The sequence below is a fragment of the Diaphorobacter sp. B2A2W2 genome, from assembly GCF_056730635.1.
Genome location: NZ_JBWZOR010000003.1, coordinates 131957 through 155195 on the forward strand (window position 1 = coordinate 131957; position 23239 = coordinate 155195).

Below are 23239 nucleotides of genomic sequence, written 5' to 3' on the forward strand. Positions count from 1 at the left end.
CTCAGTGGCTGGTGCCCAGGTAGGCGCGAATCACGTCTTCGTTGTTGCGCACTTCGTCCGGCGCGCCGTCGCCGATCTTTTTGCCGTAGTCCAGCACCACGACGCGGTCGCTGATGTCCATCACCACGCCCATGTCGTGTTCGATGAGGACGATGGTGGTGCCGAACTCGTCGTTCACATCCAGGATGAAGCGGCACATGTCCTGCTTCTCCTCCACGTTCATGCCGGCCATGGGTTCATCGAGCAGCAGCACCTGGGGTTCCATGGCGAGGGCCCGGCCCAAGTCCACGCGCTTTTGCAGGCCGTAGGGCAGCTGGCCGACGGGGGTCTTGCGGTGCGCCTGGATCTCCAGGAAGTCGATGATGTGTTCGACCTTCTCGCGGTGGGCGATCTCCTCGCGCTCGGCCGGTCCGATGCGCAGTGCCTGCAGGAGCAGGTTGCTTTTGATCTTGAGGTTGCGCCCGGTCATGATGTTGTCGATCACGCTCATGCCCTTGAACAACGCCAGGTTCTGGAAGGTGCGCGCGATGCCCATCTCGGCGACCTGGCGGCTGTTCATGTGGCCGAAGGTCTGGCCGCGGAAGGTGATGGAGCCCTCGGACGGCGTGTACACGCCGTTGATGCAGTTGAGCATGGAGCTCTTGCCCGCGCCGTTGGGGCCGATGATCGAGCGGATCTCGTGCTCGCGCACGTTGAACGAAATGTCGGTGAGCGCCTTGACGCCGCCGAACCGCAGGCTGATGTTCTTGACGTCGAGGATGACGTCGCCAATCTTCTTGCTGGTCATGTGTCTGCTGCCTCGTTGCGTGTCAGGCGGCCGCCCGGGTGGCGGGGAAGGTCTTGGCGTCGGTGATCTTCAGCGTGGCGCTCACGCTGCCCTTGCGCCCGTCCTCGAACTTCACCTGCGTTTCGATGAACTGCTCGGCCTTGCCCGTGTACAGCGCATCCACCAGCACGCCGTACTTCTCGGCGATGAAATTGCGGCGCACCTTGCGCGTGCGGGTCAGTTCGTCGTCGTCGGGGTCCAGCTCCTTGTGCAGCACCAGGAAGCGCGCGACCTGCGTGTCGGCCATGCCAGCTTCGGCGGCCAGGTCGGCGTTCACCTGCGAGATGCAGTCGGCGATCAGCTCGATCACCTTGGGCTTGGAGGCCAAGTCCACATAGCCGCCGTAAGGGATGCCCTGGCGCTCGGCCCAGTTGCCCACGGCCTCGTAGTCGATGTTGATGAAGGCACAGACCTGATCGCGCTGGTTGCCGAAGCAGACGGCTTCCTTGATGTGCGGGAAGAACTTGAGCTTGTTTTCGATGTAGTTGGGCGCGAACATGGCGCCGCTGGCTGTCTTGCCCACGTCTTTGGCGCGGTCGATGATGCGCAGCTGGCCGTTGGCGTCGATCACGCCGGCATCGCCGGTGTGGAAGTAGCCTTCGGCGTCGATCACCTCGGCGGTGGCGTCGGGCCGCTTGTAGTACTCCTTGAGCACCGACACGCCCTTGACCAGCACCTCGCCGTTGTCGGCGATCTTCAGCTCGATGCCGGGAGCCGCCTGGCCCACGGTGTTCAGATCCACCTGGCCATCACGCTGCAGGCAGACGTAGGCGCAGGTTTCCGTCTGACCGTAGAGCTGCTTGAGGTTGATGCCGATGGAGCGGAAGAAGCGGAACAGGTCGGGCCCGATGGCCGCGCCTGCCGTGTAGGCCACGCGGATGCGCGACAGGCCCATCACGTTGCGCAGCGGTCCGTAGATGGCGAGATCGGCCAGGCGGTACTTGAGGCGGTCAATTGCGCCCACGGGCTTGCCGTCCAGGAGATCGGAGCCCACGCGGCGCGCCAGCTGCATGCATTTCTCGAACAGCCAGCGCTTGGGCGCAGCGGCGTCTTCCATGCGGATGGAGACCGACGTCAGCATGCCTTCGAACACGCGCGGCGGGGCGAAGTAGTAGGTGGGGCCGATCTCGCGCAGGTCGATGGAGACGGTGCTGGCCGACTCGGGGCAGTTGATGGTGAAGCCGGCCACCATCCACTGCGCGAGCGAGAACAGGTGGTCCCCCACCCATGCCGGGGGCAGGTAGGAAATCACGTTGTCCTGCGGGCCCAGGCGGTCCACCTCCACCGCGCCTTGCGCAGAGGCGACGAAGCTGGCATGCGTCTGGCACACGCCCTTGGGCTTGCCCGTGGTGCCCGAGGTGTAGAGGATCACCGACACGTCCTGCGGGTCGATCTGCTCCACCAGGGCATCCCATGCGCCGGGGTGGGCCTTGTCCCACTCGGCGCCGCGCGCCACCAGCTGCGCGGTGCTGATGAGGCCAGGCTGGTCGTAGTGGCGCAGGCCGCGCGGGTCGTCATAGATGATGTGCTGGATGCCGGATACCGATTCGCGCACTTCCAGCAGCTTGTCCACCTGTTCCTGGTTTTCGGCAAACGCGAAGGCAATCTCCGCGTCCTGGATGACGAAGGTCATCTCGGCGGCCACGGCGTCCTGGTACAGCGGAATCGGCACGCCCCCCACGCTTTGCACGGCTACGAAGCCCATGTACAGGTGTGGCCGGTTGTCGCTGATCAGCGCCAGGTTCTGGCCCTTGGCAAAGCCCAGCGACAGCAGCCCGCAGGCCATGTGGCGCACCTCGGCCGCGGCGTCCTTCCAGCTCCAGGTCTGCCAGATGCCATATTCTTTCTCGCGCAGTGCTGCAGCGTCGGGGCGCTGGGCGGCGTGCTGCAGCAGTAGATGGGGGAATGTGGTCTTCATTCCGGTTCCTATCAGGGTCTGTGGAGGGCAGCGCACGGGAAATAAGAAGTCCGCTGCCGGTTTGCAACCAATGGTAGGAACGACTTTGACGTTATCTTGTCTTTACGATGACAATTCAAGGGTTAGTCCTCAGGGGTCTAACCCTGACCGCCCTCGATAGGTGGTGATCGCGGGGGGCTGAGGGGTTCATGGGCGCGACAGGCGAGGGCGCTATGCTCGCCGCCATGTACGCCCCGTTCTTCGGACTCGAACACCCGCCTTTTTCCATCGCGCCCGACCCGCGCTACCTCTTCATGAGCGAGCGCCATCGCGAAGCCCTGGCCCACCTGCTGTATGGCCTGGATGCGGGCGGCGGCTTCGTGCTGCTCACCGGCGAGATCGGCACCGGCAAGACCACGGTGTGCCGCTGCTTCCTGGAACAGATTCCGCCGCAGTGCAACGTCGCTTACATCTTCAATCCCAAGCTCACGGTGCCTGAGCTGCTGCGCTCCATCTGCGACGAATTCGGCGTGGCGCACCGCCCCGCCATACCGGGGGCGGAGACCGTGAAGGACTGCCTGGACCCGCTCAACGACTTCTTGCTGCAGCAGCATGCGGCGGGGCGCAACAACGTGCTCATCATCGACGAGGCGCAGAACCTCGCGCCCGATGTGCTGGAACAACTGCGCCTGCTCACCAACCTCGAGACCAGCGAGCGCAAGCTGCTGCAGATCATCCTCATCGGCCAGCCCGAGCTGCGTGCGATGGTGGCGGCGCCGGAGCTGGAGCAGCTCGCGCAGCGCGTGATCGCGCGCTACCACCTGGACGCCTTGAGCGCCGACGAAACACGCCAGTACATCGCCCACCGCATGGCCGTGGCCGGGCTGCAAGGGCCGCTGCCTTTTCAGCAGCGGGCGCTGGCGCGCGTGCACGCGCTCACGGGTGGCGTGCCGCGGCGCATCAACCTGCTGTGCGACCGTGCCCTGCTGGGTGCCTACGGCGCGGGTGTGCGCGAGGTGACCGATGCCATGGTGCGCCGCGCCGCGCGCGAGGTGTTCGATGCGCCCGCCACGGCGCGCCCGGGCACGGCGGGGCGCTGGCTCGCCGCTGGAACCGGCGGGCTGGTGGGCGCTGCGGCGCTGGGCGGGCTGGCCTGGGCCCTGGGCTGGTGGCCGCTCGCAGACGGTGGCGCCGGCTCCACACAGGCGCAGGCACAGACACAGACACAGAGGCCGACCATCGCCGCGTCGGCTGCGGCCGTGCCCGCGTCATCCCCCGCCTCGGCTGCTTCTGCACCCGACGCGCCGGCCCCGCCAGCGCCCCCCCCGACATTGGCGCAGTTCCTGGCCATCCAGCCCGTGGCGCAGGCGCCGGCGGCCTGGCAGGCGCTGGCCCGGCAGTGGCAGGCGAGCGTGCCCGACGGCGCCGCGGACCCTTGCACCGCGCTGGCGTCCGAGGGCCTGCGCTGCTACCGCAGCCGCCGCGCCAGCCTGAACCTGCTGCGCCAGCTTGATCGGCCCGTGCTGCTCATGCTGCGGCCTGCCGAGGGCGATGCGCAGGGCGAGGCCCTGGCGCCTGAGGTGGCGGTCTTGCTGCGCCGGCTGGATGACGGCACCGCCACGCTGGAAGGCGTGCAGGGCCAGACGCTGCAGGTGCGCGTGACGGAGCTTGCGCCGCTGTGGCGCGGCGAGGTTGCCACGCTGTGGAAGGCCCCTGCCGAGCTGGCCGATTCGGGCGACGTCACCGCCACTGCCGCGGGCGCCGCTTGGCTGGACCAGCAACTGGCGGCCGCCGGCGCGGGCGCCGCCGCAGCCCGTACCGCAACGCCCGCCGCGCGCCGCGCGCGCATCCACCAATTTCAGCTGGGCCAGGGCCTCACGCCCGATGGCCGCGCTGGTCCCTTGACCCTGATGTTGCTCAACCGCGCCGCAGGCGTGCCGGAGCCGCGTTTGCTCAGCGGAGCCTGAACCCATGTCCTACATTCTTGATGCGCTGCGGCGCGCCCAGGCCGAGCGCGGCCGTGGCAGCGTGCCCGGCCTGCATACCCCCGCGTCGCCCGTGGCGGTGCCCACCGTGCAGCGCGCCGCACCGGCGCGGGGGCTGCCCTGGATGGTGCTTGCAGCGCTGGCGGGCGTTGGGGCGGCAGCCGGCGCCTGGTGGCTGGTGCGTGCGCCCAGTGCGACGGTGGCCGCGGTGGTGCCGGCGCCTGCACCCGCAATACCGGCACCTGCCGCTCCGGCCTCCGCCGTGCCGGCCCAAGGGGCAGCGCCGTTGCCCGAAACTGCGCCCGCAACCACACCAGCGCCAACACCAACACCAACACCAGCGCCAACACCAGCGCGAGCACCGGCATCGGCATCTGCACCAGCATCCAAACCCACGCCCGAGCGCTCTGCCCGCGCCGAAGCGCCTGCCCCCCGGCCCGAGCGCAGCGCGCCGGCCCCCGCGGCGCCTGCCCGCGCACCGGCCCCGCGCGCTGCGCCGCCGGCTCCCGCGCCGCAGGAATCGACGGGAACCGTCTTTGCCCAGACCGACCTGCCGGCGAGCGTGCGTGAGCAACTGCCCACCCTGCAGCTCGCGGGCGTGACCTACTCGTCCAACCCCGTGTACCGCATGGTGATCGTCAACGGCCAGGTGCTGCACGAGGGGGATACCGCCGCCCCCGGCCTGGTGCTGGAGCGCATCGAGCCGGCGCGCACCGTGTGGGCGTTCCGCGGCTACCGCTATGCCTTGCCGACGCAGTGATAGGTTTGTAGTCAAACAGGGTTCAAACCCAGAATAAATAAGCGCTAGTAGCTACTAAATAAATAGCATTTGAGTGTGTCGATACCTCGGACCGGCCAGGCGTTGGTTCGTGGTATTCCCGCTGCCCCGCTGCGCGCTTTGACCGCATGCTTGCGCGCATGAGCCAAGACGCCTCCCTGCACCAGCGGCGCCGCCCGCCCACGGCCCAAGAACTCAGCGGCATTCCCTGGATGGCGTTGCTGCAGCCCGCCGAGCGCGAACGGGCGGTGGCCGCGCTGGCCGTCGGCGATGCCCAGCCGGGCGACTACGTGTGCCGTGTGGGCCGGCCGGTGACGTACTGGTTTGGGGTGGTCGAGGGCCTGCTCAAGATGAGCGCGGACAACGCCGACGGGCTGACGATGACCTTCACCGGCGTGCCCCCCGGCGGCTGGTTCGGCGAAGGCACGGCGGTCAAGCGCGAGCCCTACCGCTACAACATCCAGGCCCTGCGCAGGAGCGTGGTGGCGGGCCTGCCCATCGACACCTTCCATTGGCTGCTGGACCATTCCATCGGCTTCAACCGCTTCGTGATGAACCAGCTCAACGAGCGCCTGGCGCAGTTCATCGCCGCGCGGGAAATCGACCGCCTCACCAACCCCGACCTGCGCGTGGCGCGCAGCCTGGCGGCGCTGTTCAACCCCGTGCTCTACCCGGGCGTCGGGGAAGTGCTGCGCATCACCCAGCAGGAGCTGGCCTACCTGGTCGGCCTGTCGCGCCAACGTGTGAACGAGGCCCTGGCGACCCTGGAAGCGCAGGGGGCGATCCGCGTGGAGTACGGCGGCCTGCGCGTGCTGGACCTGCAGGCGCTGCGCACCAGCCTGTTCAGGCGGATGGAGGCGGCGGACGCGGGCCGCCCCGGGCCCCGGCGCCGCGCTTCACCGCGCAGGGCGCCGGCCGACGAGAACGAGCCCGCCGCCATGATCTGAAGGCGCGGTAGAGGGGGCGGGGCGCGGCGCGCTCCATGGCGCGAGACAATAGCGCCATGCCCGAAACGCCCGCCCGTCCCCCCGCACGGTCCGTCCCCGCACCGTCCGCTTCTGCTTCCCCCACTCCGCTGCGCCCGCGGCTGGTGCTGCGCAAGCCGACCACGCCCGCAGCACCTGTGGCTACCGGCAAGGCGCCGGGCCGGTCCGCAGGCCGCACGGCCGGCACGGCCGCACCCAGCGGCGCGGCAGGCGCCCCCCGTACGGCGAGCCAGCACGCGCCGGCCGCGCCGCGCCCTCCTGCCACCCGTGCGCCCGCTGGCGCTGCGCAGGCGCCTGCAGACGGCCGCATGCGCCTGAACAAGCGCATGGCCGATCTGGGGCTGTGCTCGCGCCGCGAGGCCGACGACTGGATCGCCCAGGGCTGGGTGCGCGTCAACGGGCAGGTGGCGGCCATGGGGCTGCAGGTGGGGCCGCACGACCGCATCGACGTGGACCGCGCGGCCCAGGGCCACCAGCGCCAGCAGGTGACCATCCTGCTGCACAAGCCCATGGGCTATGTGAGCGGCCAGGCCGAGGACGGCCACACGCCGGCCGTGGCGCTCATCAACCCACGTACGCACTGGAAGGACGATGAGAGCCGCACGCGCTTCGCGCCGGCGCAACTCAAGGGCCTGGCACCCTGCGGGCGGCTGGACATCGACTCCGTGGGCCTGCTGGTGCTGACGCAGGACGGCCGCGTGGCGCGCCAGCTCATCGGCGAGGACTCGACGGTGGACAAGGAGTACCTGGTGCGCGTGCAGTACGGCGATCGCGCGCAGGATGTGCGCGCCGTCTTCCCCGCCGACAAGCTGGCGCTGCTGAACCATGGCCTGGCGCTGGACGGCCAGCAGCTCAAGCCGGCGGTGGTGGAGTGGCAGAACCCCGAGCAGTTGCGCTTCGTGCTGCGCGAGGGCAAAAAGCGCCAGATCCGCCGCATGTGCGAGCTGGTGGGCCTCAAGGTGGTGGGCCTCAAGCGCATCCGCATCGGCCAGGTGCTGCTGGGCAAGCTGCCGCCGGGCCAGTGGCGCTATCTGGCGCCGGGTGAGCGCTTTTAAGCTATTAAATCAGGAGCTTCTAGCGCTCGCCAAAAGGGCGTTTGCACTTCAAAACCATTTGAAATGCAGAAAAGGAGAGCGCAAGCCGCTCTCTTTTTTGATGGCTGCGGTGGGCGTTCAGTCGCTGCTGCCGCTCGACAGCGGTGCGTTGTAGATCACCGCGCTCAGGATCGCGCCGACGCTGGGGCATGCGACCAGCGTGGCATCGGTTGGTGGCAAATCGTCGTGCCGCGCCCCTTGAAGCCGGCCGCGGCGCCCCCACCTGCGCATGCGTTCCGGCTGCGCCGGAGAACATGGTTGAATCCCCTGTGATTTCTTTCCCGTTGCCTTTGTTTGAAAAACACCTATGAGCAAGCACACCCATTCCTTCCAGGCCGAAGTGGCGCAACTGCTGCACCTGGTCACGCATTCGCTGTATTCCAACAAAGAGATCTTCCTGCGCGAGCTGGTCTCCAACGCCTCGGACGCCTGTGACAAGCTGCGCTTTGAAGCGCTGAACAATGCCGCGCTGTACGAGGATGCGCCCAACCTGGAGGTGCGCGTGTCCTTCGACAAGGAAGCGCGCACGCTGACCATTACCGACAACGGCATCGGCATGAGCGAGCAGGAGGCCATTGACCACCTGGGCACGATCGCCAAGAGCGGTACGCGCGACTTCATGAACCGCCTGTCGGGCGACCAGAAGGCCGACGCGCAGCTGATCGGCCAGTTTGGCGTGGGCTTCTACTCGGGCTTCATCGTGGCCGACCGCATCACGGTCGAGAGCCGCCGCGCGGGCCTGCCCGCCAGCGAAGGCGTGCGCTGGGCCAGCGGCGGCGCGGGCGACTTCGAGGTGGAGGCCATCGAGCGTGCGGCGCGCGGCACCAGCGTGATCCTGCACCTGCGCGAGGATGCCGAGGAGTTCCTCAACGCCTGGAAGATCAAGCAGGTGATCGGCAAGTATTCCGACCACATCAGCCTGCCCATCCTCATGGAGAAGGAGGAGTGGAAGGAGAGCGAGAAGGAAGGCGAGCCGGGCCAGATGGTGAAGACCGGCGAGTGGGAAACCGTGAACAAGGCCAGCGCCCTGTGGACGCGCCCCAAGAAGGACATCACCGACGAGCAGTACCAGGACTTCTACAAGTCCATCAGCCACGACTTCGAGAACCCGCTCACCTGGAGCCACAACCGCGTCGAGGGCAACACCGAGTACACGCAGCTGCTGTACATCCCCGCCAAGGCGCCGTTCGACCTGTGGAACCGCGACAAGAAGGCCGGCGTGAAGCTGTACGTCAAGCGCGTGTTCATCATGGACGACGCCGAGTCGCTCATGCCCAGCTACCTGCGCTTCGTCAAGGGCGTGATCGACTCCGCCGACCTGCCGCTGAACGTGAGCCGCGAGCTGCTGCAGGAAAGCCGCGACGTGCGCCTGATCCGCGACGGCTCGGTCAAGCGCGTGCTGTCCATGCTCGAGGACCTGGCCAAGCACGACAAGCATGAGGCAGCGGCGGAAGGCGCCGATGGCGTGCAGGACGTGGTCAGCGCCGAGGACAAGGCCAAGGAAGGCAAGTACACCCAGTTCTACGCCGAGTTCGGCGCCGTGCTCAAGGAAGGCCTGGGCGAGGACTTCGCCAACCGCGAACGTCTGGCCAAGCTGCTGCGCTTTGCCTCCACCACATCGGATACGCCCAGCGTTTCCTTTGCCGACTACAAGGCGCGCATGAAGGAGGGCCAGGAGGCCATCTACTACATCACCGCCGACACGCTGGCCGCCGCCAAGAACAGCCCGCAGCTCGAAGTCTTCAAGAAGAAGGGCATCGAGGTGCTGCTCATGACCGACCGCGTCGACGAGTGGGCGCTGAACTACCTGCAGGACTTCGATGGCACGCCCCTGCAGTCCGTGGCCAAGGGCGCGGTGGATCTGGGCAAGCTGCAGGACGAGGCCGAGAAGAAGGCCGCCGAGGAGGCCGCCGAGGCCTTCAAGCCCGTGCTCGCCAAGCTCAAGGAAGCCCTCAAGGACAAGGCCGAGGACGTGCGCGTGACCACGCGCCTGGTCGATTCACCCGCTTGCCTGGTGGTACAGGACGGCGGCATGAGCACGCAGCTCGCGCGCCTGCTCAAGCAGGCCGGCCAGAGCGCGCCTGACGCCAAGCCCGTGCTGGAAGTGAACCCCGAGCATGCGCTGGTCAAGAAGCTGGACGGCAGCGTGCACTTTCACGACCTGGCGCACATCCTGTTCGACCAGGCGTTGCTGGCCGAAGGAGGCCTGCCCGAGGACCCGGCCGCGTACGTGAAGCGCGTGAACACGCTGCTGGCCTGAGGCGGGCTTGCCACCCTCGCGCCCGGCCTGTGCCGGGCCGTCTCTACAGACCGACCACACCCGGTCCTGCGCAAGCAGGCCGGGTTTTTTTGCGCCACGGCGGTTCCGCGTGTCCCGGTCCACATCAAGGCTATCCCTAATGGTTGTCTGGACCTCAGATGGTGAATATCGAAACCTGCGTTCCGATCAAAAAGGGTTGTGACATGGGAATCAAGACATCGCTGGTTTTTTCTGCCCTGGTGTGGGGCTGTTCGGGGCTGGCCCTGGCCCAGAATGCGGCCGCGCCGCAGGACTATCCGCGCCGGCCCATCACCATGGTGATCCCGGCTGCCGCCGGGGGCGGCACCGACGTGGTGGGCCGCGTGCTGGCCGACGAACTCGGTAAGCGCCTGGGCCAGCCGGTGGTGGTGGACAACAAGAGCGGGGCCTCGGGCATGCTGGGCGCCAATGCGGTCGCGCGTGCGGCGCCTGATGGCTACACGGTGCTGGTGTCGTACTCCACGCCCGTGTTCTACGCGCACCACATGTTTTCCAAGGTGCCCTACGACATCCGCAAGGACTTCGAGTTCATCACCCAGATCGCTGCCACCAGCCTGGTGCTGATGGTCAACGCCAACGTGCCCGTCAAGAACATGAAGGAATTCATGGCCTGGGCGCAACAGAACAAGGGCAAGATCAACTACGGCTCGTACGGGGCCGGCTCGCCCGGCCACCTCATGAGCGCCTACCTCAGCGACTCGCGCAAGCTGGAGATGACGCACGTGGCCTACAAGAGCGAGGCGCCGCACATCCAGGACCTGTCTGCGGGCGTGGTCTCCTGGGGTATGGGCACGCTGGCCGCCGCGCAGCCGCAGATCAAGGCCGAGCGCCTGCGCCCGCTGGCGATCCTGGGCCCCCGGCGACTGGCCGATTTGCCCGACGTGCCCACGATGGCCGAGGCGGGCTTTCCCGACCCGGAGTTCAAGACCATCGCCTGGTTCACCATGCTGGCGCCGGCGGGCACGCCCAAGCCCATCCTGGCCCGCCTGGAGAAGGAGGCGGTGCAGATCATCCACTCCACCGCGATGAAGGCCCGCCTGCAGGTCTTCGGCCTGGAAGGGGTGGAAGGCGGGGCTGCACAGTTCCGCAAGGACTTTGAGGCGTCCAACCCCATCATCGATAAGCTGGTGAAAATATCCGGGGCCAAGCAGGACTGATGGAGGCGCACGGTCCTCGCGCAGTTCGTTGCAGGGTGGGCTAGGCAGGTCCAAAGAGGGCCAGCAGCGTGAGGGCTGAGCCTGCTGAGCCCCTGCTGCCGCACCCGATGGCAGCCACGTCGGGTCGATAGCGCTGGCGGTGTCCAGGCAGCCACGGATAATGCAGGCGCCTTGCGCAAAGCCTATCGCCCCGTGGCCTCCTGGGCCCTCACACCATGCTGCGCTTCTTTCTTCTCTTTCTCGCCATCCAGTTATCGCTGTTTGGCATCAACATGCTGAACTGGGTGCAACAGCATCTGGTGTTGCCGTGGACGGCGCTGTTGGCCCGCATCTGCGCAGGGCTGGTCACCTGGTTTGATACCACGGCCGCTGCGCAGGGCAAGGTGCTGTGGAACACCCTCACGGGTTTTGGCGTGTCCATCGAACCGGGGTGCAACGGGATCGAGGCCTGCATCGTCCTGTTCGCGGCCGTGATCGCCTTTCCTTCCACCTTGCGCCACAAACTGCTGGGGCTGGTCGCCGGCTTTGCTGCGGTGCAGGCGCTGAACGTGGTGCGGGTGATCAGCCTCTTCTACCTGGGCCAGTGGAACACGGCGGTATTCAACTTTGCGCACGAATTTCTGTGGCAGGGGCTCATCATGCTGGATGTGCTGATCGTCTGGCTGCTTTGGGTCCGTGCCGGTGCCAAGGCCCAGCCGCCCCAGGATACGCCGCCACCCGATGAGCCGCCCGCACCGCCAATGCCGCTGGTGATGCCACGCCTGGACAAGGGCCATGGGCAGGTGAGCACCTCGCTCGACCTGTCGCCGCGCTGAGCTCCCAGGCGCAGGAGGATTTCCCAGTGACAAAACCCGTGCAAACCGAAGCCCCTGCGCGCCGACCCTCCGTGCTCACGCGCTTTGTCCTGTATGCCTTTGGCGCCATGATTGTGCTCACGCTGCTGTGGACCAAGGCCTCGCCATGGCTCTCCTACCCCGTGGCATGGCTCTCCCATGTGGCGCTGGAGCAGGCGGCACCCATGTGGGTGCGCGGCGTACACCAGCAGCCGGGCAGCATGGAGGTGGACACCGCGGTGGAGATCGCCGTACCCAACTCCGGCGGGCGCCGGGCCGAAGTCACGCTGGAGGCCGACCCGGGCCGCTACGCCTATGGCCTGCCGATCTTTGCCGCCCTGCTGGTGGCGGCATGGGGTGCCGCGCGTGCGCCGGGGCGGGCCTCCCGCGCGGCGCTGGGCTATGTCTTGCTGTTGCCGGCGCAGGCCTTCAGCCTGGTGATGTACCTGCTCATGCAACTGGCGGGCGCGGCGCAGTTCGATGTGCGGGTGCTGCGAGTGGAACAGTGGCAGCTGGAGGCCATCGTCTACGGCTACCAGGTGGGCGTGCTGGTACTGCCCACGCTGGTGCCGGTGCTGGTCTGGCTCTGGCTGGACCGTCAGTTTTTCATCGATGTGATCGTGCGGGGCTGGAAGCAGTCCCTGGCTGCCTCGCCGGCCCCGCAGCGACCGGCTGGCTGACCGTCCTCAGGCGGCCAGGGGTGGCTCCTGCATGGCCTCGATCTGCTCATGCAGCATGTCCACCTGTCCGCGCCAGTAGTCGCTGCTGCCGAACCAGGGAAAGTTGATCGGAAAGATCGGGTCGCTCCAGCGCCGCGCCAGCCACGCGCTGTAGTGGATCAGGCGCAGTGTGCGCAGCGGCTCGATGAGCGCGAGCTCGCGCCGGTCGAAGGCGCGCAGCTGCTCGTAGCCGTCCAGCAGGGCGGACAGTTGCAGGGTGCGCTGGCGGCGCTCGCCCGACAGCAGCATCCACAGATCCTGCACGGCCGGGCCCATGCGCGCGTCGTCCAGGTCCACGAAATGCGGGCCGCCGTGGCCGGCGTCGTCCACGGGCGTCCACAGCACGTTGCCGGGGTGGCAGTCACCGTGCAGGCGGATGTTGCTCGCGTCCTTCAAGCTAAATTGGCCCTTAGCGCCCGATAGACAAGCGCCAGCAGCTATTAATTCGAGAGCTTGTTCGCAGGCGTCGCGCCATGCCGTCTGTTGGTCCAGGGGAATGATCTGTGCGTCCAGCAGCCAGTCGTGCGGCTCTTGGCCTAACGTCTGCAGGTCCAGCGCCGGGCGCTGCGCGAAGGGCCGGGCTGCGCCCACGTTGTGGATGCGTGCGAGGTAGCGGCCCAGCCACTCCAGCACCTCGAAGTCGTCCAGCTCGGGCGTGCGCCCGCCGCGCCAGGGACTGACGGCAAAGTCGAAGCCCGCATGCCGGTGCAGGCTGCGGCCGTGCAGCAGCAGGGGCGCGACCACGGGCACCTCGGCATCGGCCAGCTCCTGGGAGAAGGCGTGTTCCTCCAGGATTTGCGCCTCGCTCCAGCGCCCCGGGCGGTAGAACTTGGCCACCACGCGACTGCCGTCTTCCAGCGTGGCCTGGTACACGCGGTTCTCGTAGGAGCCCAGGGCCATCAGCCGGCCGTCGCCATACAAGCCGACGCTGGCCAGCGCGTCCAGCACCAGGTCGGGCGTGAGGCTGGCGTAGGGGTGGAGCGTGTCATCGGTGTGGGGCGCGGTCATGGCGTGATTGTCACGCTTGCGGCAGCCCCGCGGGGTCACTGGCCCAGCGCGTCGAAAGGCAGTTGCTGCTTGACCAGGATGACGGTGCAGGGGGCATCCCGCGCCACGCGGATGGGCACTGTGTCGATGAAGCGCTGCAACTGCAGCCCGTGCGTCGCCGCCCCCAGGATCATCATGCTCACGCGGTTGCCCTCGGCATAGCGGACCAGGGCCTGGGCCACGTCGCTGGCCTCCAGCACGTGGTAGCTGGCGCTGTGGCGCGACAGGTCCAGCCCCGCTGCCCACTGCTTGAGCCGCGCCAGGTGCGTGCGGTGCAGCATGGTCTCGCTGCGCGCGCTGTCGGACGTGCTGCTGGCCGAGGGCGAGATCACCGTCACGCAGGCCAGCCGCGCGCCGGGGCGTATGCCCAGCGAACGGGCAACCGCTTCGCGCAAGGAGTACAGCGTGGCGTCCGTCACGTCGTCGTGCGGCACGGCCACCATGAGGATAGGCACCTCGGCGATCTGGCGCGCCGGCAGCGGGCTGGGCTGGTAGTGCATGCCCGCAGCCTTGATCCAACGCTTGAAGTGCGCGCCCACGCCGGGCCCGCGCAGGCGCCGGCCGCGCTCGGTGATGGGCACCTGATCGGGGTTGGCCAGGTCAAAGGCCAAGTGCGCGGCCGAAGGGTAGCGCTGCGCGGCTTCGGGTTCCAGACAGCGCAGGATCACCTCCTGCAGCCACTCGGGCAGGTCGGGGCGGTACTGGCGCGGCGGCGCAGGTGTCATCCACAGGCGCTGGCGCATGCCGCCCTGTGTGGTGGGCGAGCCGAAAGGCAGTTCGCCCGTGGCCATCTCGTAGAGCATGACGCCGATCGCGAAGATGTCGCTGCGCAGGTCGCCGCGCACGCCCACCACCTGCTCGGGCGCGATCCAGGTGGGCGAACCCACGGCCTGGCGCATTTCCTCGGCCAGCAGGTCGGGGTAGTGCGCGTGGCAGGACAGGCCGAAGTCCAGCAGCACCACGCTGCCGTCGGGGCGCAGCAGCACGTTGGCGGGCTTCAGGTCCAGGTGGCAGACGTTCTGCTGGTGGATGCTGTGCGCGGCCAGCGCCATGGCGCCGCCGATGCGGGCGATGGTCTCCGCGCTGCGCGCAGCGGTGTCGCCCGGCGGGCGATCGTCCAGCCAATGCTGCAGCGTATCGCCCTGCACGTATTCCATGACCAGGTAGGGCAGCCGCATCAGGTCACCCGCCGCCACGAAGCGCGGCGCGTGGTGGCCCGACAGCGTGGGCAGGATGGTCAGCTCGACCTCGAAACCCACGATGTTCTCGGCCCCGTCGCCTGCCGTCATGCGCGGGATCTTCATGGCCATGGGAAAGCCCGGGTCGCGCGACGCATTGGCATAGCCCACGCGGTAGATGTGCGCCATGCCGCCCGCGTGGATGCACTCATGCACCACGAAGCCGTCGATCTCGGTGCCGGGCGTGAGCAGCTTCATGGGGCGGTGGTGCGTCTGGTCCTGAAGGGTGGAAAAGGCGGGCTCAGCGCCCGCGCTCCAGCCGGTCGGCAAAGAACGTAGGCAGGCCGCTGGCGCGCACGGCGGCCGCGGCGGCGGCATGGTTGTAGGCCACGCGCTGGAAGGTGATGGTGGCGGCGTCCGGGTCGAACAGGGCATACATGGCGCGCGTGTCGCCATCGCGCGGCTGGCCGCACGAGCCGGCGATGGCCAGCCACTGGCGGTGCGGCGGCACGGGCACAGGCACGCCCGGCTGGGGCGAAAAGCGCATCAACTTGGCCGTGGGCGTGAGGAAGTACAGCGCCTGCTCATGCACGTGGCCGCAGAAGACGTAGCGGATGGCCGGGTCGATGCGCGTGGCGGCGGTCATGCAGCGCTCGGCGGCGTTGCTATCGGTGATGTAGTGCCAGCGCTCGGGGCCGTCGGCGCTGGCGTGCACCAGCAGCGCGTCGGGCCCCAGGCGCTCGGTCAGCGGCAGGCCGGCCAGGAAGGCGCGCTGGCGCTCGTCCAGGTGCGGATGGGTCCACTGTGCGCTCTGGTCGCCCAGGTTCTGGGCAACGGCGGGCGGGGCGAGGGCGGCCGCGTCATGGTTGCCGCGCACGCACAGTGCGCCCGCGGCGGCCAGTTGCATGGCCCGGTCGAGCACCGGGCCGGGGTCCGCGCCATAGCCCACCAGGTCGCCCAGCAGCGCGAACTGCTGTGCACCGTGCGCTCGCGCATGCTCCAGGCAAGCGTCGAAGGCGGGCAGGTTGGCGTGGATGTCGGACAGCAGGGCAATCTTCATGGCGCGGGCAATGCAGGCGAAGCGGGGGACAGACCGCGCATGATGAACCCGGAAGCTGAGCGCTCGCTTGCAATGGGTATCCCGCCAGACTAGGGAAAACGCGGAGAACTGCGCCGCCCGCTACGGTGCCTCAGGCCAGGGTCAGCGTCACGTCGATGTTGCCGCGTGTGGCGTTGGAGTAGGGGCAGACCTGGTGCGCGTCGTTGACCAACTGCTGCGCCTGGGCGCGGTCCATGCCGGGCAGGTGCACCTTCAGGCGTGCGGCGATGCCGTAGGCATTGGGGATCGTGCCCAGGTCCACCTCGGCGTCGATGGCCAAGTCCTGGGGCAGGGTCAGCTTTTGCTTCGCGGCGACGGCCTTGATGGCGCCGATGAAGCAGGCCGAGTAGCCGGCGGCGAAAAGCTGCTCGGGGTTGGTGCCCGTGCCGCTGCCGCCGGGCGAGGACAGCTGGACCTGCAGCCGTCCGTCATCGCTGCGCGATGCGCCGTCGCGCCCGCCGGTGGTGTGGGCGCGGGCGGTGTAGAGAACCTTGTCGAGCGTGGTCATGAGTGCATCCTTTCAGAGTGGAACAAAGGCCCCGCCAACGGGGCATGAGGGAAAACGGTGTCAGGCCTGCGGCTGCACGAGCCGGTCGCGCAGCGCATGGAGCTGCGCGGTCAGGGCGCCAATGTCGGCGGGTGTGCACTGCGTGCGGGCCAGCACGCAGTGCGGGATGGGCTGGGCGCCATCACGCAGCGCACGCCCCTGGCCGGTGAGTGTGATGCGCACGCGGCGCTCGTCCTGCACGTCGCGCAGCCGCACCAGTAGGCCTGCGGCTTCCAGGCGCTTGAGCAGCGGCGTGAGCGTGCCCGAGTCAAGGAACAGGCGCTCGCCCAGCTCGGAGACGGTGAGCCCGTCACGCTCCCACAGCGACAGCATCACCAGATACTGCGGATAGGTCAGGCCCAGGGTGTCAAGCAGCGGCTTGTAGAGCTTGGTCATGGCCAACGACGCGGAATACAGCGCGAAGCACAGTTGGTTGTCCAGTAGCAGTTCGGGCGGGCTGGGTGGAGTGACGGTGTTGGGGGAGGGCATAGCTCGCATTATTTCCTATTACTAGCAATTTAATGGTTAAAAATTAAACATTTAGCTATTAAATTGTGTGATGTATATCTCGCGAGCTGCTTATGTCCAGTGAACCTGGGAGCGGTGCAGCTGATCGACGCTGGGGGTTCTAAGCTGCCTATGCGGCAGTGATGAGAACAGGGCCATTTCTGAGCTGCCTACGCGGCAGTGAACCAAGCTCCCTTCCCCATCACCGCCATCAACCTTTTCTGAGCTGCCTACGCGGCAGTGAACGTCGTCGGACCTCACCGACTGGAAGTGCGGCTTTTCTGAGCTGCCTACGCGGCAGTGAACGATGCCGCCAAGGCCGCAGATCAAACCAGCAATTTCTGAGCTGCCTATGCGGCAGTAAACCCTGCGGCCCAGCAAGCCCAGGCCAAGATGCATTTCTGAGCTGCCTATGCGGCAGCGAACTATTCATATCCGTCACTGTGTCGGCGGAACCTTTTCTGAGCTGCCTATGCGGCAGTGAACCCCACGGAATGATGCGATTGACGTTACGAAGTTTTCTGAGCTGCCTATGCGGCAGTGAACGTGCACGTCTGGCCTTGTGTTCCGCAAACATATTTCTGAGCTGCCTATGCAGCAGTGAACGGCGGATGGGGTGTAGGTGCCCAGTACCTGCATTTCTGAGCTGCCTATGCGGCAGTGAACGTGATTTTGTCGCCCAACCCTGCAACCTTCTTTTTCTGAGCTGCCTATGCGGCAGTGAACATCTCAAGGCCGTTCTGCTCGCGTACTTCAAGTTTCTGAGCTGCCTATGCGGCAGTGAACGCCGAACGTGCACCTGACGGCCGGGCGGTGATTTTCTGAGCTGCCTATGCGGCAGTAAACAAAGGCTAGCGGTGCATCTCGGCGCGGGCGTCTTTCTGAGCTGCCTATGCGGCAGTGAACAGGTTTCTGAGCTGCCTATGCGGCAGTGAACGTACCACCAGCGGCCGAGCCAGCCGGTGTCGCTTTCTGAGCTGCCTATGCGGCAGTGAACGCACCGAGTTGAGTCAGCAGCATGGCCGGCTTTTTCTGAGCTGCCTATGCGGCAGTGAACCACCCATCCCAGCGGCACGCCACTGGGTCTGATTTCTGAGCTGCCTATGCGGCAGTGAACGACTCAAAAGTGGCGAGCATGTCGGCAGTGTCTTTCTGAGCTGCCTATGCGGCAGTGAACGGCTACGGCTTGATGGGCACGCTGGGCGAAGATTTCTGAGCTGCCTATGCGGCAGTGAACTCGTTCTGTTTCATTTTTCTGAGTCTTCAATGTTTCTGAGCTGCCTATGCGGCAGTGAACCCAAGGCATTCCAGACGGCGCGCGACAAGGAATTTCTGAGCTGCCTATGCGGCAGTGAACGGCCAGGAGAAGAGAGGGCCTCGCTCACGCATTTTCTGAGCTGCCTATGCGGCAGTGAACCCTGACACCGCGTGGCGGCGTGTCGATGCCAATTTCTGAGCTGCCTATGCGGCAGTGAACCCTGGGGAGCTTCCGTATCCGACTCATCTCCCTTTCTGAGCTGCCTATGCGGCAGTGAACCCCATGGCAAACCCCATCTTCTGGACCAACGTTTTCTGAGCTGCCTATGCGGCAGTGAACGCTTCGCCGACATGCTCAACAACGGCAAGGATTTTCTGAGCTGCCTATGCGGCAGTGAACGAAGTAGTGTTTGCGCCACCACCGCCACCGCATTTCTGAGCTGCCTATGCGGCAGTGAACCGATCGCCCTGTGCGTTGCCGGATCATGCTCTTTTCTGAGCTGCCTATGCGGCAGTGAACGCGTCCAGGGTGAGGTCCACCGGCGTCACCATTTTCTGAGCTGCCTATGCGGCAGTGAACTAGACCCTATCCCACCCAACCTTCTGATTTTTAAAGAACATTCCCCCATAAAGCCAGAACACCTCAATTCCTGGGGTGCTCCGTAAGTGCTTGATTCACAAGGCCCTGCCATGGCCCCTGAAAAAAAGGGTCAAACAGGCTCAAAACCAAGGCACGGTCGCGTCATGCCCCAGGCCATAGGCGTTGAAGGCCCCGGCCACAGGCAGCGGTTGCAGCGGGCCATGCTCCACGCACAAGCAAAACGACTGACCAGTGCTGCTGCTGCGCAGTTGCACAAACGGCAGGTCAGGGCGGCGCTCTACCGTGTCGGGGATAGCAGCTGCGGCCTGCTCGGCGGTTTCGCCCTTGCGCTGCATGCGGCGGCGGCGTAGGCGGTCTGCGTTGGTTTTGAACTGGCGGCGGCGCACGGTGCGGTGCTGTGCGTTGGCGGGCACTGGGAGAAACTCGCCCACCTGCGTGTGGTCACGCATGCCTTTGAGCCAGTCTTGCTCCATCAGGCGCTGCAGCGCCTCGGGCGTGCCGTGCAGGCGCAGCACCGCGCCCAGGGTGCGCTTTGTCAGCGGCTGGCTAACGTGCTGCGGGTAGCTCACGCCAATGTCAGTGGTCTGCCCTTGCACCAGCGCCCGGTGCAGTTTGGCCACCAGCGCGCCCAGCAGGTGTGCGTGGCTGAACTCCGGGTCGGGCAGCAGGGTGATGTTGATGTAGTGCGTGGTCATGGAGAGCGCCTCGCGCATCAGCTGGCGTCGCCAAACACGCCGCCACGGATCAGCACCGCCATCACAAAGTGCTGTTGCTCTGCGGGTGGCACCTGGTCTTTTAGCAGCCAGTTGTCCAGCAGGGTGTAGAAGTCCAGCTTTTGCTTGGGCTGGCGGTAGGCCTTGCCTTGGGTGGTGACGGAGCCGTAGGGCTCCACCGCGATGGGGCCCAGTTCTTCAGCGCCTTCATACCAGGTGTCGATGGTGCGGATGGCGTTGCCGATCTTTTGCGAGTGGATGGCCGCCACGCCGTCCACGTGGTACAGCGTCTTGCTCTTGCCTGCACTGTCCTTGTCCAGAATCAGCTCTTGCGATGGGAACACCTCCTGCCCCGCACCCTGGCGCACAAAGGCCGTGATACGCAGCAGCACATGCTGCGAACCGGCCAACCCGTCGGCAATGGCCTGGCCCAGCTCGTCGAGGTCTTTTGCCCCTGTATTGATAGCGTCTACCGCCCGTGTATTAAGCGCCAGAGCGTCAAAAGACCATGTGTGCGCAGCCTGCCCGTTCTGCATCTGCTCCACCGTCACTTCTACCTGCTCAGCCCCGGCGCGGTTGCGCCACAAGAAGCGGCCGTTGGCCAGGTTGGCCGCGTAGCGCCGGGCCAGCTCGCCAAAGCCGTGCTGCTGCACATAGCCTTGCACTGTGGCCAGCAGCTTGGCTTGGTAGGCCGCGCTGTTGCACGCCGATGGCGTCCCCGCGCCGCCCAGCACGCGCAGCGTGAACTGCACTTTGAGCGTGTCGGCCTCAGCGGGCAGGGCAGCCACGTCCACGGTTTGCAGGTTGGGGTTCTCGATGGCGGCGTCCAGCTTGGCGGGGTCTTGGTCTTTGGCCTTGAGGCGGTTGCTGATGGTGCCACGCACAGACTTTTCACGCACAGTGACGGGCGGCCAAGCGTGCGACTGCGAACGGTCGTCCCAGCGGCCGGCGTGGAACACGGCGTCGGATGGGTCCAGCTTGCGTTCAAAGGCCAGGACGGATGCGGTGGTGAGTTTGTCGTAAGCGGTCATCCAACTACGTCTTCCCACAGAGCGCCTGAGAGGGGAAGCTACGTGTCCATGTAGAACAAGGTGGACACGTATGTCAGAGATCGATGCAGAGGTGGTACGGCGCCTGGTCACGGGGCACAAGAACGATGGGCGGGCCGTGTACGACCCTCAGGCCAAGGCCGAAGTTGTACGGGCGTGCCAGAAGCCGGGCGTGTCGGTGGCGCGCATGGCGCTGCAATGCGGCATCAACGCGAACTTGCTGCGCCGTTGGATCACCCAGAGCATGGGCGCGGATACGAAGACAAGGCGGGCCAACATGCCGACCGTGGCCGTGGTCGGCACGGATGCTTTTGTGCCGCTGCGGCTTGCGGCTCCCGGGGCAGTGCCTGCCACTGCTGCTGCTGCTGCTGCGCTCAAGCTTCGGCTTCACGCCCGACTGCCCAATGGGGTGGAGGTCGACCTCAGCGATGCGGGCCCGGGCGAGTGGCTGCCTTTCCTTGAACTTCTGGGGCGCCTGCCATGTTCCGACTCGACGACACGCTGACGGTGTACCTGCACCGCCCGGCCATCGACTTCCGAACGGGCATCAACGGTCTGGCGATCCTGGTGGAGCAAGCCCTGGGCATGAACCCGTTCGCGGCGGCGGTGTACGTGTTCAGCAACCGCCAGCGCAACCGGGTGAAGATCCTGGTCTGGGAGCGCAACGGCTTCTGGCTTCTGATGAAGCGCCTGGAACAAGACCGCTTCATCTGGCCCGATGAGGCGGTGGTGCCGACACTGACGGTGGAGCAACTGCACTGGCTGCTTGATGGCATCGATCTGGCCGTCACGCAGCGTCACCCACAGCGGTTCTACGAGCGAGTTGCGTGAGGCGGGAACTGCCGAAATGAGCGGGGACGAGGCTGAGAATATTTATCGCAAAATGCCCGACAAAATGATCCGTAAAAGGAACCGCCTGAGCGACAAGTAGATCGAAGCAGGCGATGGTTCACATGCCCACCGCCGAAGAATTTGCAGCCTTGCAAAAGGCGCTGGCCCAGGCCACCCAGAACAGCGAATCGCTCGCTGGTGAGTTGCGCATCACGCGTGCAGAGCGCGACCTGCTCAAGGAGCAGCTCAACAAATTCAAGCGTCAGTTGTTCGCCGCCAAGAGCGAGGCCAGCGCCGGCCATCAGAAGGACATGTTCTTCAACGAGGCCGAGGCATTGGGCGCTGCGGCCCAGCCGACCCAGGAAGAAACCGAGGCCGACGACAACACCGTCGAGGTTCCCGCCCACAAACGGACCAAGCGCGGGCGCAAGCCGCTGGACCCAGCCCTGCCGCGCGAGGTGGTGCGCCACGATCTGCCCGAGTCCGAGCGGGTGTGCCCACACGATGGGGCCGTGCTGCGGGAGATTGGCGTGGAGGCCAGTGAACAGCTCGACATCATTCCGCAACAAGTGCGCGTGATCCGACACGAGCGGGTCAAGTACGCCTGCCCGTGCTGCGATGGCACGCTGCGCCTGGCAAGCAAACCCGAGCAAGTCATCCCCAAGGGCCTGTTCAGCGAAGGTCTGCTGGCCTGGGTGATCACCTCCAAGTACGTGGACGGTCTGCCGCTGTACCGACAGGCAGCCCTGCTGGGGCGCTTTGGCGGCGGTGACCTCTCGCGCAACACCATGGCCGCCAGCGTCGTGCGGGTGGGCCAGGCGGTGCAGCCAGTCATCAACCTGCTGCGCGACCTGGTGTTGGACGCCCCGCTGATCTTCGGTGACGAAACCGAGATCCAGGTGCTCAAGGAGGCCGGGCGCAGCGCCCAGTCCAAGAGCTACATGTGGGTGCAGATGACCGATGGCTCTGGCGCCAGCGGCACGGGCCCACCCATACGCTTGTTCGCCTACTCACCCTCACGCAGCACCGAGGCGGCGCAGCGTCTGTACGTCGGTGCGCGCGAGGGCGGCGTGCTGATGAGCGACGGCTACGAGGTCTACAACAAAATCGCCTTGGCCAACAAGCTCGTGCACATTGGGTGTTGGGCGCATTGCCGGCGTTACTTCAATGACGCGCTGCAGGCATTGCCCAAAACCAACCGGGGGCCTGAGCAATTGGCGGCCAGGTTCATCGCGCTGATCGGCAAGCTCTACCGTGTGGAGGCCTTGGCCAAAGAGCAAGGGCTGGATGCGCTCGCTCTGCTGCAAAGCCGCCAGACCCACAGTGTGCCGGTGCTGCAAGAGATTCAGGCCTTGCTGCTGGCCAACGTTCATGCGGTGCTGCCGGGCAGTTTGCTGGGCAAGGCGCTGCACTACCTGTCCTCTCAATGGGTCAAGCTGGAGCGCTTCGTCACCAGCGGCCACTTGCCCATCGACAACAACGGCTGTGAGAATTCGATCCGTCCGTTTGTGATTGGCAGACGCAACTGGCTCTTCGCCGACACCGTGGCCGGCGCCAATGCGAGCGCCAACCTGTACTCGTTGCTGGAGACCTGCAGGGTCAACGGCGTTGATGGGTACCAGTACCTGCGCTCGCTGCTGGTGGCGCTCCCGCGGGCCAGGACCGTCGAGGACTACGAGGCCTTGCTTCCTTGGCGCATCACTGCGCTCAAGACCTGAACTCCGGGACAGCGCAAGGGGTGCGGTCTATTGACCGCTTACAGTTTGTCGATCATGGTGTCAATCTTTCAAAAGTGGGTGTGTTGGGGATGGACGTACGGCGGGCGTTTGCTGGGGC

At 66.3% G+C, this 23239-nt stretch carries 20 protein-coding genes and 1 CRISPR repeat array; of the genes, 11 read left to right on the plus strand and 9 right to left on the minus strand.

The window, feature by feature from the left end:
* Position 1: 1 nt before the first annotated feature.
* Both AC1PPL_RS06710 and AC1PPL_RS06715 read right to left on the minus strand, forming a co-directional pair.
* On the minus strand, positions 2-787 hold the full coding sequence (locus tag AC1PPL_RS06710) for an ABC transporter ATP-binding protein (protein ID WP_011803929.1): 786 nt from the start codon (positions 785-787) through the stop codon (positions 2-4).
* A 22-nt stretch (positions 788-809) separates the two neighbouring features.
* Positions 810-2744 carry an AMP-dependent synthetase/ligase gene (locus AC1PPL_RS06715; protein ID WP_479972932.1) on the minus strand — a complete coding sequence of 645 codons (1935 nt, stop codon included), beginning with the start codon at positions 2742-2744 and terminating at the stop codon, positions 810-812.
* Between the two features lie 224 nt (positions 2745-2968).
* Between AC1PPL_RS06715 and AC1PPL_RS06720 the strand changes: the two genes are divergently transcribed.
* The 8 genes from AC1PPL_RS06720 to AC1PPL_RS06755 all read left to right on the plus strand — a co-directional run bounded on the left by AC1PPL_RS06720 (position 2969) and on the right by AC1PPL_RS06755 (position 12535).
* Entirely contained in the window at positions 2969-4690 is a 1722-nt protein-coding gene (locus AC1PPL_RS06720) for an ExeA family protein (RefSeq protein ID WP_479973081.1), read from the plus strand.
* A gap of 4 nt (positions 4691-4694) precedes the next feature.
* Complete coding sequence (locus AC1PPL_RS06725; RefSeq protein WP_479972933.1) at positions 4695-5468, plus strand: general secretion pathway protein GspB; 774 nt, start codon at positions 4695-4697, stop codon at positions 5466-5468.
* A gap of 158 nt (positions 5469-5626) precedes the next feature.
* The gene (locus AC1PPL_RS06730) at positions 5627-6433 is read left to right on the plus strand and encodes a Crp/Fnr family transcriptional regulator (protein WP_479972934.1); all 807 of its coding nucleotides are present in this window, start codon (positions 5627-5629) and stop codon (positions 6431-6433) included.
* A 56-nt stretch (positions 6434-6489) separates the two neighbouring features.
* Entirely contained in the window at positions 6490-7527 is a 1038-nt protein-coding gene (locus tag AC1PPL_RS06735; protein WP_287741380.1) for a pseudouridine synthase, read from the plus strand.
* Between the two features lie 346 nt (positions 7528-7873).
* Entirely contained in the window at positions 7874-9826 is a 1953-nt protein-coding gene (gene htpG / locus AC1PPL_RS06740) for a molecular chaperone HtpG (protein WP_479972935.1), read from the plus strand.
* A gap of 203 nt (positions 9827-10029) precedes the next feature.
* Positions 10030-11022: a Bug family tripartite tricarboxylate transporter substrate binding protein gene (locus tag AC1PPL_RS06745; protein ID WP_479972936.1), complete on the plus strand. Its 993-nt coding sequence runs from the start codon at positions 10030-10032 to the stop codon at positions 11020-11022.
* A gap of 215 nt (positions 11023-11237) precedes the next feature.
* Positions 11238-11837 (plus strand): exosortase H, encoded by a 600-nt coding sequence (gene xrtH, locus AC1PPL_RS06750; RefSeq protein WP_313147044.1) that lies wholly within the window; start codon positions 11238-11240, stop codon positions 11835-11837.
* Positions 11838-11863: 26 nt separating this feature from the next.
* Entirely contained in the window at positions 11864-12535 is a 672-nt protein-coding gene (locus tag AC1PPL_RS06755) for an exosortase H-associated membrane protein (protein ID WP_479972937.1), read from the plus strand.
* 6 nt (positions 12536-12541) lie between these two features.
* On the opposite strand, the gene AC1PPL_RS06760 is transcribed toward AC1PPL_RS06755, so the two are convergent.
* The 7 genes from AC1PPL_RS06760 to csy3 form a co-directional block, all read right to left on the minus strand.
* Positions 12542-13582: a serine/threonine protein kinase gene (locus tag AC1PPL_RS06760; RefSeq protein ID WP_479972938.1), complete on the minus strand. Its 1041-nt coding sequence runs from the start codon at positions 13580-13582 to the stop codon at positions 12542-12544.
* 35 nt (positions 13583-13617) lie between these two features.
* Positions 13618-15057: a protein kinase domain-containing protein gene (locus tag AC1PPL_RS06765; RefSeq protein WP_479972939.1), complete on the minus strand. Its 1440-nt coding sequence runs from the start codon at positions 15055-15057 to the stop codon at positions 13618-13620.
* Positions 15058-15100: 43 nt separating this feature from the next.
* The gene (locus AC1PPL_RS06770; protein ID WP_011803941.1) at positions 15101-15859 is read right to left on the minus strand and encodes a metallophosphoesterase family protein; all 759 of its coding nucleotides are present in this window, start codon (positions 15857-15859) and stop codon (positions 15101-15103) included.
* Between the two features lie 130 nt (positions 15860-15989).
* Positions 15990-16406 carry an organic hydroperoxide resistance protein gene (locus tag AC1PPL_RS06775; protein WP_011803942.1) on the minus strand — a complete coding sequence of 139 codons (417 nt, stop codon included), beginning with the start codon at positions 16404-16406 and terminating at the stop codon, positions 15990-15992.
* A 60-nt stretch (positions 16407-16466) separates the two neighbouring features.
* The gene (locus AC1PPL_RS06780; protein WP_479972940.1) at positions 16467-16934 is read right to left on the minus strand and encodes a MarR family winged helix-turn-helix transcriptional regulator; all 468 of its coding nucleotides are present in this window, start codon (positions 16932-16934) and stop codon (positions 16467-16469) included.
* Between the two features lie 236 nt (positions 16935-17170).
* Positions 17171-18789: a CRISPR direct-repeat array (repeat unit 28 nt; unit sequence TTTCTGAGCTGCCTATGCGGCAGTGAAC).
* Positions 18790-18929: 140 nt separating this feature from the next.
* On the minus strand, positions 18930-19505 hold the full coding sequence (gene cas6f, locus AC1PPL_RS06785; protein ID WP_479972941.1) for a type I-F CRISPR-associated endoribonuclease Cas6/Csy4: 576 nt from the start codon (positions 19503-19505) through the stop codon (positions 18930-18932).
* 17 nt (positions 19506-19522) lie between these two features.
* A complete protein-coding gene (gene csy3, locus AC1PPL_RS06790; RefSeq protein ID WP_479972942.1) occupies positions 19523-20554 on the minus strand; it encodes a type I-F CRISPR-associated protein Csy3 in 1032 nt (343 codons plus the stop codon).
* A 70-nt stretch (positions 20555-20624) separates the two neighbouring features.
* Between csy3 and AC1PPL_RS06795 the strand changes: the two genes are divergently transcribed.
* From AC1PPL_RS06795 to tnpC, 3 genes are all read left to right on the plus strand, one after another.
* A complete protein-coding gene (locus AC1PPL_RS06795) occupies positions 20625-21077 on the plus strand; it encodes a transposase (protein WP_182118950.1) in 453 nt (150 codons plus the stop codon).
* Positions 21053-21403 carry an IS66 family insertion sequence element accessory protein TnpB gene (gene tnpB / locus AC1PPL_RS06800; RefSeq protein WP_012203341.1) on the plus strand — a complete coding sequence of 117 codons (351 nt, stop codon included), beginning with the start codon at positions 21053-21055 and terminating at the stop codon, positions 21401-21403. The genes AC1PPL_RS06795 and tnpB overlap by 25 nt, the downstream gene beginning before the upstream one ends.
* 113 nt (positions 21404-21516) lie before the next feature.
* Positions 21517-23121: an IS66 family transposase gene (gene tnpC / locus AC1PPL_RS06805; RefSeq protein WP_305714366.1), complete on the plus strand. Its 1605-nt coding sequence runs from the start codon at positions 21517-21519 to the stop codon at positions 23119-23121.
* Positions 23122-23239 lie beyond the last annotated feature (118 nt).

Bases quoted from the DNA above. Each gene is read 5' to 3' on its own strand.
- AC1PPL_RS06745 (WP_479972936.1), top strand. From the start codon at position 10,030: ATGGGAATCAAGACATCGCTGGTTTTTTCTGCCCTGGTGTGGGGCTGT.
- AC1PPL_RS06765 (WP_479972939.1), bottom strand. From the start codon at position 15,057: ATGAAGCTGCTCACGCCCGGCACCGAGATCGACGGCTTCGTGGTGCAT.
- AC1PPL_RS06760 (WP_479972938.1), bottom strand. From the start codon at position 13,582: ATGACCGCGCCCCACACCGATGACACGCTCCACCCCTACGCCAGCCTC.
- tnpB (WP_012203341.1), top strand. From the start codon at position 21,053: ATGTTCCGACTCGACGACACGCTGACGGTGTACCTGCACCGCCCGGCC.
- AC1PPL_RS06725 (WP_479972933.1), top strand. From the start codon at position 4,695: ATGTCCTACATTCTTGATGCGCTGCGGCGCGCCCAGGCCGAGCGCGGC.
- AC1PPL_RS06780 (WP_479972940.1), bottom strand. From the start codon at position 16,934: ATGCCCTCCCCCAACACCGTCACTCCACCCAGCCCGCCCGAACTGCTA.
- xrtH (WP_313147044.1), top strand. From the start codon at position 11,238: ATGCTGCGCTTCTTTCTTCTCTTTCTCGCCATCCAGTTATCGCTGTTT.
- cas6f (WP_479972941.1), bottom strand. From the start codon at position 19,505: ATGACCACGCACTACATCAACATCACCCTGCTGCCCGACCCGGAGTTC.
- AC1PPL_RS06735 (WP_287741380.1), top strand. From the start codon at position 6,490: ATGCCCGAAACGCCCGCCCGTCCCCCCGCACGGTCCGTCCCCGCACCG.
- tnpC (WP_305714366.1), top strand. From the start codon at position 21,517: ATGGTTCACATGCCCACCGCCGAAGAATTTGCAGCCTTGCAAAAGGCG.
- AC1PPL_RS06775 (WP_011803942.1), bottom strand. From the start codon at position 16,406: ATGACCACGCTCGACAAGGTTCTCTACACCGCCCGCGCCCACACCACC.
- AC1PPL_RS06795 (WP_182118950.1), top strand. From the start codon at position 20,625: ATGTCAGAGATCGATGCAGAGGTGGTACGGCGCCTGGTCACGGGGCAC.
- htpG (WP_479972935.1), top strand. From the start codon at position 7,874: ATGAGCAAGCACACCCATTCCTTCCAGGCCGAAGTGGCGCAACTGCTG.
- AC1PPL_RS06770 (WP_011803941.1), bottom strand. From the start codon at position 15,859: ATGAAGATTGCCCTGCTGTCCGACATCCACGCCAACCTGCCCGCCTTC.
- AC1PPL_RS06715 (WP_479972932.1), bottom strand. From the start codon at position 2,744: ATGAAGACCACATTCCCCCATCTACTGCTGCAGCACGCCGCCCAGCGC.
- AC1PPL_RS06710 (WP_011803929.1), bottom strand. From the start codon at position 787: ATGACCAGCAAGAAGATTGGCGACGTCATCCTCGACGTCAAGAACATC.
- AC1PPL_RS06730 (WP_479972934.1), top strand. From the start codon at position 5,627: ATGAGCCAAGACGCCTCCCTGCACCAGCGGCGCCGCCCGCCCACGGCC.
- csy3 (WP_479972942.1), bottom strand. From the start codon at position 20,554: ATGACCGCTTACGACAAACTCACCACCGCATCCGTCCTGGCCTTTGAA.
- AC1PPL_RS06720 (WP_479973081.1), top strand. From the start codon at position 2,969: ATGTACGCCCCGTTCTTCGGACTCGAACACCCGCCTTTTTCCATCGCG.